This is a genomic window from bacterium, assembly GCA_040753555.1.
GTDB lineage: Bacteria > UBA9089 > UBA9088 > UBA9088 > UBA9088 > JBFLYE01.
On record JBFMDZ010000003.1, the window covers coordinates 1 to 20,486 of the forward strand.

Annotated in this window: 3 protein-coding genes; 2 read left to right on the forward strand and 1 reads right to left on the reverse strand. The window is 37.9% G+C overall.

What is annotated here, in order from left to right; all coding sequences use genetic code 11:
• Window positions 1-397, reverse strand: a 397-nt coding sequence (locus tag AB1630_00600) for a hypothetical protein (protein MEW6102312.1), incomplete at its 3' end; no start/stop codon positions are given.
• Window positions 398-634: 237 nt separating this feature from the next.
• Here AB1630_00600 and AB1630_00605 point away from each other — a divergent pair.
• Window positions 635-16,279 (forward strand): right-handed parallel beta-helix repeat-containing protein, encoded by a 15,645-nt coding sequence (locus AB1630_00605; GenBank protein ID MEW6102313.1) that lies wholly within the window; start codon window positions 635-637, stop codon window positions 16,277-16,279.
• A gap of 70 nt (window positions 16,280-16,349) precedes the next feature.
• A partial coding sequence (locus AB1630_00610; GenBank protein MEW6102314.1) for an FG-GAP-like repeat-containing protein occupies window positions 16,350-20,486 on the forward strand: 4,137 nt, incomplete at its 3' end.

The following is a 20,486-nucleotide window of genomic DNA, read 5'->3' on the forward strand; positions in this document are numbered from 1 at the left end:
CATATCCCATTGTCTCTCCAATGCCCCCTACATTGGTATTTGTTCTTTCAAGGGCTTTGGTTAATTCGCTAATCTCTTTTTGAGTCTCTTTCTGGGCAATTGCAAGCTCCTCAACCCTTGTTTCAGTTCGTTTCTGGGCTTCGGCAAGCTCTTTCTGGGCAATTGCAAGCTCCTCAACCCTTGTTTCAGTCCGTTTCTGGGCTTCGGCAAGCTCGGAAACTGCTATTTCTACCCCTCTAAGCCTTTTCTCGCTTTCTTTCTGGATAATTGCAAGCTCTCGGACAATCCCCTTAAGCTCAGAAAAGTCTTCCTTTGTAACATGGACTTCCCTTATTCGCTTATCAACAATATCCTCAATCTCCCTTCTAATGTAAGGGGTTAGTTCTAATACTGCCATAAAGATATTTTACAATAAAGCCTTGTAATTTTGCAAGGAAATTTGCAAAGAAAGCCAAAGTTAAGTAAGAAATTATGGAAATCAATTGAATTTCAAGTATTTAAAAATAAGTCTTAAGGATTTTTGTAAAAATGCCGATAAATAATAAGGGAGCTATGGCTCTATTATGCTAAATTGCTACTGCAAATTTTGCTTGATAATTTGATTTAAATGTAGGATACTTACATTAGAGGGTTTATGAAGAGATGGTTAGTTTTTGGGCTTTTGCTAGGGAATGCCTGCTGGGCAAAGGATTGGTATGTGCCAGGAAGCTATACAAAAATTTCAGATGCAGTAAGTGCGGCAAGTGATGGGGATAATATCTATGTTTCGGGTGGAACATATAATGAGTATGTTTTTGTCCAGAAAAAAATTAACCTTATTGGCATTGGCACACCTACAATTAGCTATAATAGTAACTATGTAGTAAGGTTTGAGGCCAATGCCTCTGATGGTGCTTCTATCTCGGGGTTTAGGATAAGTGGGTGGGCATCATATGGGATACGGTGCACAGGCAGTGCAGACCCAATAATCGCTAACAATATAATCTCAGTGGCTAGCTATAACTATGGCATCCTCTGCGACTCCTCCTCTCCAAATATCACCAATAACACCATATCGGGGAATGGCTATGGCATCTATTGCTTCAACAATTCCTCGCCCTCCATTTACAACAATATCATTACAAAGAATGGTTATTACGGCATCTATAATAGTGGCGGAAGTCCAGGCATCAATTACAACTGTGTCTGGGGGAACGGACAAAATTATTCTAACTGCTCGCCTGGGCCAAATGACATTTGTAAGAATCCTTACTTTATAGGGGGTGATGATTATCATTTAAGGGCATCATCACCCTGCATAGACTCTGGCACAAACACAGCCGCTGGGATTCCAGCAAAAGATAAGGATGGCAACCCAAGGATAAAAAATGGCTTTGTAGATATGGGTGCTTATGAGTATCAGGGGGTTTTGCCTGTGGTTACAGTATATAGTGCAACGGGAACCCTTATCGGAACCTATCCCACGCTTTTGAAGGCAATAGATGCCTGCCCGGTAAATGGAACTGTATCTGCGGAAAGCGAGACATACAATGAGAGCATTTCGGTTAATAAGGCAATTGACCTTATAGGACCTTCTAATAAGCCGGCAACCATTACCCCTGAGGGCTTGGGCAATGTAGATGCCATAACATTTGATGGAGCAAATGCAACTGGGATGATCAGGGGATTTATTATTATGGGTGCAACCGGAATATCCAACTGCGCAATATACTGCAAGAATTCCGCCTCCCCTAAGATTATAAATAATGTAATTACAAAAAATTCCTCTGCTCTCCATTCCTTTCAAGGCTTTCCCATTGTTACAAACAATACAATAATCGCCAATACCCAGCATGGTGTTTTTCTTGAAAGCAATTCCAGAGGAAGCCTTACCAACAATATCATCCAGGCAAATGGAGGGTATGGCATATTTTGCGAAAGCTCTTTCCCAAGCATTGAATACAATTGTGTCTTTGGCAATTCATCAAATTACTGTGGAATTCCTGATAAAACAGGGGAAAATGGGAATATCTCAGCAAATGCCCAACTTATAGCCAATTATTGCCTGGCAAGTACTTCATCCTGCATAAATGCTGGTTTAAACACAGCCCCTTTTATTCCAGCAAAAGATAAGGATGGTAATCCCAGAATATTTAATGGTATCGTAGATATAGGTGCCTCTGAGTTTCAGGGAAGCCAACCTACATTTAGCGTCATTACTGGCACAATTACAGATGTAGGGAAGGCTCCTATTAAGGGAGCAAGGGTAGAGGTAGAGGATATAGGTTATGTAATTACCAATGAAAATGGCACATATAGTATAAATGTTATTCCAGGCACATATACCCTAGTTGCAAAAGCAGAGGGTTTCTATGGTTCATATACCGAGAATGTATGGGTGGATGTATCCTCCAGCGTTGAGGTAAATTTTGTATTAGAGAATGCAATTACAATTTATGTTAGGCAAGGTTATACAGGGATAGAGCTTGGCAGAGAATATATGCCCTATAACACGATTCAGGAAGGCGTGGATTTCTCGGCAAATAATGGAAGTGTTTCTGTGGGAGAAGGGACATATTATGAAGGGGTTTATGTCTATAATAAAAGCCCTGCTCTAATGGCTGATAATAGCACAATAACTGTGGTTGGAATAGCCAATGCAAATGCAATAACCTTTGAGGGAACGCAAACAAGGGGAATTATATCTGGCTTTAGGATAACCGGAGCAACACAAGGAAGGGGTATTTTTTGCAAAAACTCTGCAGCCCCAAATATAGCTGGCAATACAATTACAGGAAATCTTTATGGAATATTTTGCTCTTTTGCTACACCAACCATCACAGGCAATACAATAACAGCAAATAGCCAGCAAGGCATTTACTGTTCTTCTTCAGGAGGAACCATTACGAACAATACAATATCGGGAAATATCAGCCAGGGCATTTACTGTTCTTTTTCCTCGCCAATTATTACAAACAACACAATTACAACAAATCATGGCATTTTCTGCTCTTCCTCCTCGCCAATTATTACCAACAACACAATATCAGCAGGGAATAATTATTATGGCATCTATTGCAGCTCATCCTCGCCACAAATTATAAGCAACACAATATCGGGATGCAACAATGGCATCCGCTATGAGAATTATTCTTCAGGAACCATCACAAACAATACAATCTCAGGAAATAGCTGGGGCATCTATTGCTACTACTCCTCTCCAAACATCATCAACAACACAATCTCAGGGAATAGCCAGCATGGCATCTATTGCGACTCCTCTCCAAATATTACCAACAACACAATATCAAAAAATAGCAATTGTGGCATCTACTGCGCGAATTTCTCTTCACAAATCACAAACAATACAATTTCAGAGAACGGTCAGCATGGTATACATATAGACAGGTATTCCTCTCCAAACATTACAAACAATACAGTATCAAAGAATAAGAGGCATGGTATCTATTGTTCTTACTGGTCGGGTTACCATCCAAATATTTACAACAATATCATTACCGAGAATGGAACAACCATTGCAAATTATTGGGGGATATATAAAGAATCATATAGTGGGAACCCAGTGATTAACTACAACGATGTTTGGAATAATGGATTAACTGGCACACAAAATTATTCTTCTGGCTGCTCGGCTGGGCTAAATGACATCTCATCTGACCCTCTATTTACCAGCCCATCGGACTTTCATCTTAAATCCACATCGCCCTGCATTGACAAAGGCTCAAATACCTATGTTCCAGCCTGGCTTACTACTGATAAGGATGGAAATAGAAGGATTGTAAATAACATTGTTGATATGGGTGCTTATGAGTATCAAGGGGTTTTGCCTGTGGTTGATGTATACGATGAAAATGGAGGTTTTATGGGAACCTATACTAAGCTCTCATCAGCAATAAATGCCTGTCCGGAAAATGGAACTGTATCTGCAGGGACAGGCACATATAATGAATCTGTCTCGGTTAATAAGAGGATTGCCATTATAGGCCCGGGTAATGGTCTTGCAACAATTACAACAGAGGAGATGGGTAATGTAGATGTCATAACATTTGAGGGAGCAAATGCAACGGGGATTATCAGGGGATTTGTTATTATGGGTGCAACAGGGACATCCAAGAGCGGCATATATTGTAAAAATTTTTCTAATCCTTGTATCACAGGAAATGTAGTTCTAAAAAATGAAAATGGCATATCTTGTGAAAATGCCTCTTGTATTCTCACAAACAATGTTTGTATAAAGAATTCCTCTGGCATCCTTTCCTCTCAAGGCTATCTTATTGTTACAAACAACACAATAGCAACCAATACCCAGCATGGTATTTTCCTTGACAATTCCCGAGGAAGCTTAACCAACAATATCATCCAGGCAAATGCCTGCTATGGTATCCGCTCTGAAAGCTCTATTTTAGACACGGGATATAACTGTGTCTTTGGCAATTTATTAAATAATTACTATGGAATCCCTGATAAAACAGGCGAAAATGGAAACATCTCACAAGATGCCCAGCTTGACAACAATTATTGCCTGATGGCTACATCTTGCTGTATCGAGGCTGGCTTGAATACAGCAGCTGCCCTTCCAGACAAGGATAAAGATGGAAATCCCCGCATAGCTAATGCTATTGTTGATATAGGTGCCTCTGAGTTTCAGGGAAGTCCACCTGTTTTACCTACCAGCACCCTTACAGGGACAGCTACAGATAGGCTAAATATTCCCATTAGCGGAGTAAGGATAAGTGTAGAGGGTTTTCCTTACATTGCAGTTACCAATATAAACGGCACATATACGATAAATGTTGCCGAAGGCACATACACCCTGATTGCAAGGCTAGAGGGTTTCTATGGCTCATATACCGAGAATGTATGGGTAGATGAAGGCTCTCTAGTTAAGGCAAATTTTGTATTAGAGACAGCCACTACAATTTATGTTAATGCAACCTATACAGGAATAGAGCTTGGCACAGAATATATGCCCTATAATACTACTCAGGAAGCCGTGGATTTCTCGGCAAATAATGGAAGTGTTTCTGTGGGAGAAGGGACATATTATGAAGAGGTTTATGTTGGCAAAAGGCTTAATATAATTGGCGATAATAGCACAATAACTGTGGCTGGAATAGCTAATGGAAATGCAATAACCTTTGATGGAGGAGAAGGAATCCTGAGTGGCTTTACCATAACCGGAGCAAACCAAGGGAAGGGCATCTTTTGCAGAAATGGAGCAAAGCCAAATATAGCTGGCAATACAATTATAAATAATTCCTCTGGCATTTTTTGTAACAATTCCTCGCCAATTATTACAAACAACACAATATCAGAAAATAGCACGGCCACATATTTTTCTAACTCATCGCCAAATATTACCAACAACATCATTATAGGAAATACCTGCGGAATACTTTCTTCCTCTGGCACATCAACCATCACAAACAATACAATATCAAGGAATAGCCGTTATGGTATTTGTTGCCTTTCTGACTTCTCCTTAATCTACAACAATATCATTACAGAGAATGGGACAATGGGTGCAAGCTACTATGGGATATATAGAGACGCTGGAAGCCCAACCATAAATTATAACAATGTTTGGGGAAATGGTTATAATTACTACAATTGCAGTCATTCTGGCTCTGATATTTCACTCAACCCGCAATTCGTTGGAGAAAATGATTATCATTTAAATCCCCTCTCAGCCTGCATAGAGTCAGGAACAAACACCGCACCTGGGATTCCTTTATTAGACAGGGATGGAAAGGAAAGGATAAATAGGAAGGTGGATGCAGGTGCCTATGAGTATCAAGGCGAATTTCAAGGCTCGGTTACAGTCTATGGGCCTTCAGGGGATGTTCTGGGGACTTACTCTAGCATTCAACAGGGGATAAATACCTGTCCCATAGGAGGCACAGTGTCCGTAGATTCTGGAACATATACCGAGGCTCTCTATATCAATAAAAGGATTAGCCTAATAGGTTTTGGGATGCCAACCATTACAACCACAGGTAATATAATAACATTTGATAGCAACCTGGCAAATGATGCCTTTGTTTCTGGGTTTATCATAAGGGGTGGCACAAATGGGATTATGGTTTCCAACTACGCCAATCCAATAATCACCAATAATATAATTACAGGGAATCAATATGGTATTTCCTGCCATAAATCCTCACCACAAATTGCAAGCAATACAATATCAACCAATACAAATTATGGCATTGATTGCACCAATTCCTCTCCTCAGATAAAAGGCAACATAATATCAACCAATACAACCCATGGCATCCATTGTTACAGCTCCTTACCTCAAATTGCAAGCAATACAATTACAGGTCATACAGGGGATTTTTCTTATGGCATTTACTGTGAAAGCAATTCCTTAGGGAGTATCACAAACAATACAATTACAAGAAATAAGAATGGTATTTTCTGTTCTAGCTCCTCGCCACAGATCACAGGCAACATAGTCTCAACGAATACAACCAATGGCATCTATTGCAATGGCTCCTCACCACAAATTGCAAGCAATACAATCTCAGGGAATAGTCAAAATGGTATCTACTGCTATAGCAATTCCTCTCCACAAATTACAAACAACACAATATCGGGAAATAGCCAGCATGGGATTTATTGCAACTCATCCTCTCCGCAAATTGCAAGCAATACAATCTTAAGTAATAACCAGCGTGGGATCTATTGCAACTCATCCTCGCCGCAAATTGCAAGCAATACAATATCAGGGAATAGCCGTGGCATCTATTGCGCCAACAATTCCTCTCCGAAAATCACCAACAATACAATCTCAGGGGGTGAATATGGCATCGTCTGCGACTCCTCCTCTCCAATAATTACAAACAACACAATTTCAGGGAATACCCAGCAGGGGATTCATTGCTACTTCTCCTCTCCAAATATTACAAACAACACAATTTCAAGGAATACCACCCAGTATGGGATTTATTGCTACAACTCTTCTCCATCCATTTACAACAATATCATTACCGAAAATGGGACAACGGATGCAACCTATTATGGGATTAAAAAAGAAGGCTCCGGGAACCCAACTATCCATTACAACTGCGTCTGGGGAAATGGCTTAGGTGGCAATAACAATTATTACAATTGCACGGGTGGGATAGGCTCTATATCCCTTAATCCCCAATTTATTGGCGGCGGTGATTTTCATCTTGGCTCATCCTCACCTTGCATTGACAAAGGAACAAATGCCGCACCAGCCCTTCCTCAATTTGACAAAGATGGAAATCCACGCATAGTCAATTGGATTGCTGATATGGGCTGCTATGAGTTTTCTGCTTATCCAATTAAGGTTTACGGCACAACAGGTTTAATCATAAAGGAGGTTTTAAAAATTCAGGAAGGCGTGAATATCTGTCCAATTGGCGGCACAGTCTCTGCCAAAGAGGGGACATATATTGAGGCAATCTATATCAACAAGCGTATTGCCTTAATTGGTGCAAGAGCAAGTGTATGCACAATCACATCCGCTGGCTTAGGCAATACAAATACCGTAACCTTTGATACAACTTCGGCAAATAATGCCTTAATCTCTGGGTTTAACATAATCGGTGCAAGGATATATTATGGATGGGACTATGATGGTAATGGAATACTTTGTAAAAGTGGTGCATCTGTAATTATCACAAACAACATAGTCTCAGGAAATGAAAATTATGGCATCTTCTGCTCCTCCTCTTCCCCAAATATTACAAGCAATACAATCTCAGGGAATAGCTATTATGGCATCTATTGCTCCTCCTCCTCTCCAAATATCACAAACAATACAATATCAGGGAATAACTCTTATGGCATCTATTGCAACTGGGCCTCTCCTTCTATTACAAGCAACACAATCTTAGGGAATGGCCAATCTGGCATTTACTGTGCTTATTCCTCGCCCAATGTGGTTAATAACCTCATTTTAAAAAATAGCTCCTCTGGGATTTATTGCTTTAGCGAGTGGTGGTGTTCAATCTATCCCAATATTACCAATAATACAATCTTTGGGAATATCCAGAATGGCATTGTTTGCCAAAATTACTCTTTGCCAAATATCTACAACAATATCATTTCAGAAAATGGAACAACTGGCGATTATTACGGCATCTATAATAATGGCGGAACACCAATCATCAACCATAACTGCCTCTTTAATAATGGAACAAGTGGAGAGAATCATTATTTTTCTTGTTATCATCAAGGAAAGAACATATCCATAAACCCCCAATTTCTATCTGCTATAGACCATAGATTATCAACTAATTCCCCCTGTATAGGGGGTGGTTCAAATACAGCACCAGGAATTTCAACAACAGACAGGGATGGAAATCCAAGGTGTGTAGGGAATAATGTTGATTTGGGTGCATATGAGTATCAAACCGCTACCTTTGGCTCAATTAGTGTCTACAACCCTGCTGGCGCACTTATTGGGACATATTCATCTATCCAGCAGGGAATAAACGCCTGCCCCACAGATGGGACTGTTTCCGTTCCCCCTGGAACCTGGCAGGCTCCTTGCTATATATCAGGAAAAATATTTCTTATTGGAGAATCAATAGATAGCATAATTGACCTTTCATTATTTTCTGATGAGATAATATTTGATGGAAGCCTTACAGAGAATGCCATTATCTCTTCCTTTACAATAACAAATGGAAACTATGGCATATTGTGCAAAAATTCTGCAAAGCCTGTTATATCTGGCAATACAATCAAGGGGAATAAAAATGGCATATCCTCTTTTTCCCCTCCTGTAATAATTAACAATAGCTTTTTAGAAAATATAAATGGCATATCTTGCTTTGGGACATTATCACCAACCATTGCCAATAATATTTTCTTAAGAAATACAGAGACAGCGATTTTTTGTGGAACATTATCAACACCTTTAATTGTCAATAATGTAATTTTAAGGAATACAGGAACTGCCGCTATATATTGCGATAATGGCCTGCCACTTATTTTTAACAATATCTTTACTGAAAATGGGACAGCTGGAGACTACTATGTTGTTTATAATAATGGAGGAACCCCAACCATTGATTATAATTGTATCTTTAACAATGGCAATACGGGAACAAATACATATTTTCCCTATACTGGTCAAAGCCACAATATTTTCCAAAACCCTGAATTTATCTCTTCTGATGACCAGAGGCCTGGTTCAGGCTCATTTTGTATAAACAGGGGGTTAAATGTAGCCGGTCTTCCAGCAACAGATAGGGATGGCAACATAAGGATACTTCAGGGTAGGGTTGATATGGGTGCTTATGAATTTCTTAACCCAACCCCACTTTTTACAATATATGTGCCAGGGACATACTCAACAATCCAGACAGCGATTGATTGTGCAAATTTATCTGAGTCAGTATTTGTTTGTGTTGGCACTTATACTGAGGCAATTTATATAAACAAAAAGATTAATGTAATTGGAGAGGTAGCAACAGGAACAATTATTAGTGCAGGCATTTCTGATACAAATACAATAACATTTGATGGTAATGGTGCAAATGGAGCATTGATTTCTGGATTTACCATAACAGGTGCAACAGGAACATTATGCTGGAATGGCAATGGAATATATTGTAAAAATGAGGCAGACCCAATTATTTCTAGAAATATAATCTCTTCAAATAACAACAATGGAATTTATTGCTCTAATTCCTTTGGAACAATTAGTGGCAATACAATTATGGGGAATATCCAAAATGGCATTTATTGTGAAGCCTCAACTTCAACCATTGTCAATAATCTAATAGGACAAAACAAACTGAATGGTATTTCCTGCGACAATTCATCTTCACCCATTGTAAATAACACCATTATTGAAAATGCAAACCATGGAATTTCGCTGGAATTATCCAATATTCTGATTTTTAATAACATCATTTTTAGAAATGGCACAGAGAGTAATGAAGCCTATGGGATATATAAGTATGTTAATGATACATCTGATCCTACAATTGCTTTTAATGATGTAGGGACGAATGGTGCGGGTGGTGGCAATAATTATGGGAATTTATATGGGGGAGAGGGTAATATTTCTAAAGATCCCTTGTTTATTGGAGGAGGAGACTATCATCTTACCTCTGCATCACCCTGCCTTGATAAAGGAACAAACGCAATCCCTGGTTTTATTCTTCCAGAGATAGATAAGGATGGTGGCACAAGGACAATAAATGCAATAATTGATATGGGTTGCTATGAGTTTCAGGGTATTCCAATTTTTCTTTTAGTCTATGTTTATGGAACATCTGGGGGTTTATTGGGTATTTATGAGAAAATACAGGAGGGTATAAATGTCTGTCCATCAGGGGGAACTATTTCTGTTGGAAAGAAGATATATCCATATGCAGAAAGAATTACAATAAACAAGGACATTACCATAATTGGTTCAAATACACCAACAATAAAGCCAGATACAGAAGGTCCTGCGGTTACATTTGATGGACTGGTTTGTGGCTCTTCATCTATATCTTCCATTATAATAACAGGCGCTATTGGTGATGATGGCTATGGGATATATTGCAAAAATTCCGCAAATCCTACTATTTTTGATAATACAATCTCTGATAATGCAAGCAATGGCGTCCATACAGATGGAGCTTCTCCAAATATTACAAGGAATACCATATTTGGAAATAAGAATGGCATATATTGTAAGTCATCCTCCCCATTTATTACAAACAATATAATAGAGGCAAATAGGGAGGATGGGGTTTATTGTAGAACATCCTCACTTTTTATTACCAATAACAATATTTTAAAGAGTGTCTGCAATGGTATTTTCTGCCACCAATCATCAATTTTTATTACAAACAATATTATTGTAGAGAATGGGACAACACGCAATGATTGCTATGGGGTCAATAACAGCTATCTTTATCCAGGAAGCCTTACTATTAGTTATAACAACATTAAAGATAATGGGCTGTCTCGTAATAATAACTACTATAATTGCTCCCCTTCTCTTAATAATATATCCTCAAATCCATTGTTTGTTGGTGCAGATGATTATCATTTAATATCTGGCTCTCCCTGTATAGACAAAGGGACAAATAATGTTTCTGGTCTTCCTTTAATTGACAGGGATGCAAATTTAAGGATAATAAATGGCATAGTTGACATTGGATGTTATGAATTTCAGGGAACACCAACCATATTTCCTATTATTTATGTTTCTCTATACGGCTCTGATACAGCAGGGAGTGGGACTTTAGATAGCCCATTTAAGACAATACAAAAGGGGATAAATGAATGTATGGAAGAGGGCACTGTCTGTGTTTTAGCAGGGACATATACAGAGAGAATTACAATAAATAAAGGCATTACACTGATTGGCTCAAATACACCAACAATAAAGGCAAATAGCCAGGGCCCGGTTGTTACATTTAGTGGTTCTGCTTGTGGCTCATCATCTATATCCTCATTTATAATAACGGGTGGTAGTGGAACTACTGGTTATGGGATATATTGCATAAATTCCGCCTCCCCTTTTATTTTTGATAATACAATATTGGGTAATGAGGCTGGTATTTATTGTAAAATTTCTTCATCTCCATATATAAGCCACAATACTATATTGAACAACAAGTATGCTGGGGTTTATTCAAATTCAACCCCTTTTATTGTTAATAACATTATTATAGAAAATGAGGATGGTATTTTTTGCTATAATTCCTCCTGCCTTATCCTCAACAACACCATTTCTGGCAATACAAAATATGGAATTTTTTTGAACCTTCTCTCATCTCCTGTAATTACTAACAATATTATTACAAAGAATGGAACATCGGGCACCTATTATGGAATCTATAACTCTCCATCTTTTTCTGGCACACCAACGCTAAATTATAATTGTGTTTTTTATAATGGAGAGGATAGCAACAAGAATTATTTCAATTGCTTTAAAGGAGAAAGTGATATTTCAGAAAATCCCAGATTTGTAAGGGATAACGATTATCGCTTGTTATCAAATTCACCCTGCATAGATAAAGGGACAAATATACAAGACATCCCTTCAATAGACAAAGATGGAAATCCAAGAATAGTAAATAGCATTGCTGATATGGGTGCTTATGAATTTCAGGGAACATCAACCATATGGACAACAATTTATGTTTCTTTATCGGGAAGTGATATAACAGGAAGTGGAACATTAGATAACCCGTTCAGGACAATACAAAAGGGGATAAATGAATGTATGGAAGGGGGCACTGTCTGTGTTTTAGCAGGGACATATCCAGAGAGAATTACAATAAATAAAGGCATTACCCTAATTGGCTCAAATACACCAACAATAAAACCAATTGATGCTGGTCCTGTTGTAACCTTTGATGGCATTGTTTGTGGCTCTTCATCTATATCCTCCTTTATAATAACAGGTGCTATTGGTGATGATGGCTACGGCATATATTGCAAAAATTTTGCCAACCCCACTATTTTTAATAATACAATATCTGGAAATAACAAAGCTGGGGTTTATAGCGATCCTTCTTCCTTGCCATTTATTATGAGCAACAGCATTTTAGAGAATGAAGAGCAAGGGCTTTATATAAATGGAAATCCTTTTATTGTCAATAATATCATCGTAAAAAATTGCTTTGATGGAATCTATTGTTATAAAGGCTCTCCCATTATTACCAACAATACAATTTCTGGCAATCTTGGGAATGGCATCTTTTGCACAATGTTCTCATCGCCCATTATTGAAAATAACATTATTGCAGAGAATGGAAGGATAGTGGATGGATATTATGGGGTTTATAATTATTCGGGAAGCCCGACGATAAATTACAATTGCCTCTGGAATAATGGCTATTATGGCATACAAAATTATTATAATTGTTCTGCAGGAATAAATGACATTTCATCTAATCCCCAATTTCAGCCTTCAGCCTTCAACCTTCAGCCTAATTCCCCCTGCATAGACAAAGGCTCAAACACAGCCATTGCAATTCCCTCAACAGACAAAGAGGGCAACCTTCGGATTATTCGCATCGTTGATATGGGTTGCTATGAGTTTGCTGGAGATTTTTTCCAGATAAGATTTCTTTTACCAACATCTGGTGGGGTTGGAGAGCCTATTACAATTAAAGGCAATACATCAGCAACAGAGACAATAATTTCCATTGACTTTGGAAGTAAGGAAACAATAACAACAACCCAGGTAAGTCTATTAGGAACATTTTCTTTAAGCTTCCTTGTAGAGAGCCAAACCTTGGGAACAAAGGTAATTACAGCAAGGACAAATGGTTTTTTTAGCACAACAACCTTTGAAATTATAAAGATTACGAGCATAACGAAGAATGGAACAATTACCTATATCATTGATGGTGATAGCTTTGTAGCAAAGATAAATGGGGGGAATGAGACAATCAGGCTTTTGGCTGTAGATTGTCCAGAGTTTGGAGAGCTATTTTTTGATGAAGCAAAAAATTTTGCCTCTGATACCTTATTAAACAAAAATGTTGATATTATTTATTCAGCAAACCCTGATTTGCAAAGGGATATATACAATAGGCTTCTAGCCCTTATAATAATTGGCACCGAGACATTTAATATTTCTCTTTTAAGCAAAGGTTTGGCAAAGAGGATGTTTATCTATAATGACCTTATCAATTTTCCAGTCTATGAGGATATAGAGATAGAGGCTAAAAAGAATGGATTAAATATTTGGTCTAATCTGGGAAGAGATGGTATAGTTATAACTGAGATAAACCCAAATCCCTTTCCTTTCCCTGATTCTTCTGTAGAGTTTGTTGAATTATATAATACAAATACTACCAATGTTTCAATTGGAAGCTCTACATTTCTCTCGGGAGCAAAAACAACCCTTCCAAACATAACCATCCCTCCATTTTCATATCTTATCCTTGCAAGGACAGATACAACAGGATTTAGAACAATCTATCCCAATACACCTTTTAATGCAAATATCATCAATGTGGGAGATGAATTAATGTTGCTTAATACCTCTAATCCAAAAGAGAATCTTGCTATTTATCTTAAATCCTGGGATGGAGCTTATCAAGATAGCCTTGTTTATAATTTAGCCTGGGATGAAGGAGGGGCTAACAATACAGGAAAGAGCCTATATAAGAAAAATATTCTTTTAACAAACTTTGGAGATTGTGAGACCAATGGTTTGGATGATATAAATTGGGAGACAGGAACACCAACACCTGGTTTTTCTTTACAAGATCCACCCATTCTTAGCCTTACAACACCAACAACATTTTTTAAAGCTTATAAACAGGGAACGGATAGCCTGACCATCTATTACACATACACAGAGCTTTATCCTTTAAACTTAACATTAGTAATAGCAAAAGAAACAACAGAGGCAACAAAAACAACAATTACAAACCTTATTGATGGAAGAGATATGCAAGGCTCTCTTACCATCCATTGGAATGAAAAGCCAGAAGGAAGCTATACCATTGCAGGAACTTTAACAGATACATTAGGAAATGCAGGAACAGCAACCCAATCCTATTCCCTGATCATTGATAATACAATGCCACAAATACCAAGCCTGGTTTCTATTGTAAATCCACACCTGGATGGTCAACTCAATATTATCTGGGCAGGGGGAACAGATACAAATCTTGCTGGATATAGGATTTACTATGGCACCCAATCAGGGAGTTATACCCAAACTCAAGATACAGGCACAATTGCTACAACCTATACATTGGGCAGTTTAACCAATGCGATTTGCTACTATATTGCCATATCAGCTTATGACAAAGCGGACAATGAATGCGATAGGTCCAATGAAAAATCAGGAACACCAACAGGAGAATTGAGCTGGATAAAGATAGAGGTATCAACTACCACCATTACAACCGATGATACACTTCCCCTAGACATTAAAGGCTATGATACTGCCTCAAACACCATTGGTTATATCCCGGGAACATGGACGATTGACCCTGCTTTGGGAAGTTTTACCCCAGAGTATGGTACAATGACTGTGTTTGACCCAACGAAGACAGGTATTGCTACCATTACTGCTACGGATGGTCAACATACAGATACAATTACAATAACCGTTTCCTACGGCACAATAACATCCTTGAGCCTTGAGCCAAAAGCTACAAGCATTACCGCTGATGGCTCACAAACCCTAACAGCCATTGCCAATGACACAAAAGGCAATACCTGGACAACCAAAGCAGAATTTAGTGCAGATAAAGGCACATTCACAGAGAACATCTACTATCCCAAAGAGGCAGGAACAATAACCATTACTGGCATATATTCAGGAAAAATAGCAACAGCCACTGTAATTGTCATTAGTGGAACCTACCATTCCTTTAAACTTATTTTATCTCATAATAGCATCAACATCCCGACAAAAGGGACATTCACTATAACCATTATTCCCTATGATAGATACAACAATCAAACAAACTATAATGGCACAGCAACCATTACTGATTTGACAAAAACCCTTAATCCAAGAGAGACAGGTCCAATCAACAGCGGTTGGAATGGAAGCTTTACCATTACTAATTCAATAAATGGAGGTATTTCAACAATTACAGCAATATTGGGAACAATGGCAATAACAGCAACCATTACTGTTTATATAGAACCCGAGACAACCCAGACAATAGGCTCTGATGATGGGACAATAACTCTAATTGAGACAGGCTCTTTAACAGAAGCATTCAGAATAGTTATCACTAATGCAAAGGATTATCCTACATTTACTACTACCAGGCCAGCTGGAGCAATTGGTCTATGTATTGATGTTAGAATAATTGGTTCATCAAATACAGAATTTCATGAAAGTTTTACTATTTTTGTTTCTGTGCCATATAATGAGCTGAATTTGGGCAATGTAGATGAGTCAACCCTTAAGCTCTACACATTTAACGGCATAAGTTGGGAAGAAATCCTTTGTTCCTGGGTTGATACACAAAACAACATTATTTATGGAACACTTACCCATCTTAGCCTAATTGCAATATTGGGAAAAACATTGCCAGCTAATGACCTTAAATCTGTTATAGTTTATCCCAACCCCTGCAAGCAATATCCAGAGATTATCTTTTTATACCTTACAGACCAATGCAGGATTAGAATTTATAACATTGCAGGAGAGCTTGTCTTTGAGCAAGAATACACAAATACAAATGGCAGGGTTGAATGGAAACTGAAGAACAAGCAAGGAAATCCTGTTGCTTCTGGCGTCTATATCTATCTAATAACCAACAACCAAAAGCAAAAGGCTATAGGAAAGATTGCCATTATTAAATAAACTCTAAAGGTTTCTCTAAAAAATGCCGATATATAAAAAAGAAATATAGTAATTTGAAAGCAATGGGCTTATGAAAAGTAATAAAGGCATTGTTGAAAAATATCTAAAGCTTTTTATTTTCTTTGTTTTTCTGGCAAAAGCAGGGGAGGGGAAGATGCCTGTGTTTTCTTCTTACTCCTCTACAGCTACCTCAAATGTTCTTCAATTAGGAAAGGAGGGCGTAGATTGGTTTCCTTCTCCTGTGCTTTATGATTGGAATAATGATGGAAAGAAAGATCTTTTGGTTGGAGATAAGGATGGTTATATTCGCTTTTATGCCAATAATTATGTCCCCTCTGCCTCTGTTTATCCTACGAAGGTAAAGGTTACACCCTCTGTAACATATTCTTCTGGTATAGGCTCCTGGTTTAATATAGATGTAGATATAGAGAATGTAGAGGATTTGGCAATTCTAAATCTAACTTTATTTTTTGATCCAAAAAAGGTTAATATCTCTCCTTCAGGCACACCTACAAAGGGAGGATTTCTTGGTGGAGGGAATTGGGGTTCTGAGCTTGTAATTGATAGAGAGCAAGGAAAGCTGGAGATAAGAAATTTTATCTTACCGAGCTTAACTTCAGGCACAGGAACTTTGGTTGATAATATTAGATTTGAGGTTTTAGAGGATAGCCCAAATTCCCTTGTTTTGCAAGGTATTCTTTATGGCTCAAACCATGCAATCTATGAAATTCCTTGTGAATTAAAGGGCGGAGAGGTTTATCCACAAGGGTATATTCCAGCTGATCCCTTTGTGCCACAATTTCAATTTTCAACCTATACCCTCCTTGAATATGCTTCAGGAACAGACATGATTACAATTGATGTAGGAGAAAACGCAAAGCCCTATTTTACAGATTACAACAGGGATGGAATCATTGACCTTTTAGTTGGTTGTGCTAGTGGCGAGGTATATCTAGTTTTAGGGACAAATGTCTCACCATATTTGCTTTGTCCTGAGAAACTTACAGCAGGAACAATGTTTGTTACAAAATTTGGAAATCTGGGCGTTGTCGACAATGTTTTTGTTTCTGGTGGTTATGCCTATGTTACCCAGGGTCTGGCTGGCCTTTCTATTTATGATATTAAGAGCAATATTAACAACCCTAGCTTATTTGGTGGAAAACCCTACGACCCTGACAAAGGGGTAGTTAATAATGTATATGTAGAGGGAGAATATGCCTATATTGCAAATGGTGCAGAGGGTTTGCTTATTTTAAATATTTCTGATCCAAGCAAGCCTACTGTAGTTGCAAATTATAAGGGTAATAATACAGGGATATGCCGTGGAATTATTGTCGTAGATGAGTGGGCTTACATTGCCAATGGAAACAAAGGGTTATGGGTAGTGAATACACAAGATGCGATTAAATCCTATGCAGGAGCACCTGTAACTGTAAGACAGGGATTGTATACTCATGAGCCTATTACCCAGGGAAATTGTTCCAATGTACTTTATTTAGATGGATATATTATTTTGGGAGTAGGTGCAGCTGGAATCCATTGTGTTAGTGTAGATGTTTCTCGCCTGGATGATAGCGGTCCTAATCCTGATGCCTTTATTTATAAATGGAATGTAAAGCCACAAGGTATAGGAGCATGTGATATGTCGGGAATTGCTGTATTTAAGGATAGGTATCTTTTTATTGCATCTGGTATTCCAGGTATTGTCTGTTATGAGAAAAGTGGGGCAGATTGGGGTAATACGGTTATTTATAAACCAATCCTTAAGGATACCTCATATGCTAATGATATAGTGCTTTCTCGTGTTGGAGACTATGCATTTGTTGCTGATGGAGCTAGTGGAATGCGTGTTTTGAAGATTAATAACCCTAATGAGCCCTGGAATAATCTAGAAGAGGAGGTTGGCTATGATACACCAGGGGAGGCAGTTTCAATTAGTTTATATGGAGATTATGCCTTAATTGCTGATAAGGAGGAAGGTGTATGTGTAGTAAATGTCTCTGCATACTATGTTCAAGACAAAGATTTAGATGTGGGGGCAAATTCTTCTCCCTGTTTTTCTGATTTTGATGAGGATGGAGCAAGAGACCTTTTAGTAGGAGATGAGCTTGGAAGAATATGGTTTTATAAGAATTTGGGTTGTGATGACGAGCCATCGTTTAGCAAAGATGGAGAGAAGATAGTGGTGGGAACTGATACATTGGATGTTGGTGAGAATGCTTCTCCATACTTCATTGATTGGGATGGCGATGGAATAAAAGACTTTATTGCTGGAGATAATTTTGGATATATCTGGTTTTTTAAGCAAGAGCCTGCAACAGGAACAACAAGGTCATTTAGAAAGGGAGAAAAAATCAAGGTTTCTGGAATGGATATTGATGTTGGATTTAGGGCATCTCCCTTTGTTTCTGATATTGATGGAAATGGCGGATATGACCTTGTAGTAGGAGAGGCAGGCGGAAGTATAGATGTATTTTTGAATACAAAGAAGACATTTGCAGAGCCGCCTAATTTTAATTTTTCCTATAAAATGCCTGGTCCTTCATCTGATATAAACCAAGGTATAGATCCATCTGTGTTTGTTTGTGATTTTGATGGAGATAAAAGGAATGACCTGATTATTGGAACAAATAAGGGAGAGGTATACCTTTACAGAAATTTGGGAGAGGTAATTCCAATGTTCAATGGTGGATTTGCTCTATATACAACAAGTGGAACAATTACCTCTATATTGGATGTAGAATATAATGCAACCCCGTTCATTTATGACCTTGATGGAGATGGGAACAAGGATTTAATTTCTGGAAACAGCGAAGGCTATGTATTATTCTATAAAAATATTGGTTCGGATGATGCACCCTTATTTAGTCTTCCAATATACCTTACCGCTTCTGGCATTCCTATTGATGTTGGTTTTAATAGCGCTCCCTCTTTATTTGATTGGGATGATGATGGGAAAATAGATTTACTAATAGGAAATAGTGAGGGAGAGGTTTGGTTTTCTAAAGGGATAGGAACATTATCTTTTAACTCTGGAATTCCTATTTCTCTTCCATCAGGAAATCTTAAAGTGGGTAGGGATGCAAGGCCTTTTGTTTTGGATATAAATAAAGATAGGCTTTTTGATATCCTTGTAGGTTCAAAGGATGGCGGATTTCTCTTTTTAAACAATGGTGTAATGGGAAGCCCCTCATTGACAGAGGGGATAATGATGTTTAATGAAGGAATCTCCTTTGCCTATTCAGACTTTACGGGGGATATGAAGGAGGATATTATTCTTTCAACAAAGGGGGGTTACATCCTTATATTTAATAATACTGGCAATGTAGACCTTTATTTAGACATTTCTTGTGATAGAAACAAGATATGGATTAACGATTTGGCAACATATACATTAACAATAAGCAATAAAGGAAATATCTCTGCAAATAATATTGTTATTAAGACTAAAATTCCTTATGGTGTATCATATATTTCTGGAGGAAGCTTTAATCCAGAAATAAATGAGATTTCTTTTTCTACCTCAACACTTTCTCCTCTTGCTACAGAAACATTTACCTTTAGCTTAAGGCTAGAGGATAAATATCAGGGGGATTTCTTTACAACCAATGCCTCTTGTGAGAGCAAAGAAGAGATTATTCCTATTTTTAGTAACTACCTTTCTTTACCTGTATTCAGGCATCCTGCTCTTAAGGGAACTATAACACCAAATAAGGTTATATCCAAGCCAGGGGAGATGCTTACATATACGATTACCTACAATGTATTAGAAAAGTATGGAGAGGATATTGTCATTGAGTATGCTGTTCCTGGTTCTTGTAGTTATGTGTTTCAAAGTGCAAATGGCGGGGGTGCATCAATTGAATATTATTACAATAATGGCTGGTGGAGTATTGATAGCCCAGATACAACAAGAATTAGATGGATAATTCCATATCTTGCAAAGGATGAGATAGGTTCTGCTTCATTTTCTATAAAGCTAAATGAAGGGATTTTAGATAAGAGCGTTATTGAGAACATAGCAACAATAACAGCAAAAGACCTTGGGACAAAAACATTACTTTCAGTAATATATGTAGAAACAAAACCCCAATTAACAATAACAAAAACAGGAGAAGATGAGATAAACCCAGGTGCAACCCTAACCTACACCCTATCCTTTACATCCCTTTATGCAGATAGTAACAAGATAACAATAATAGATACC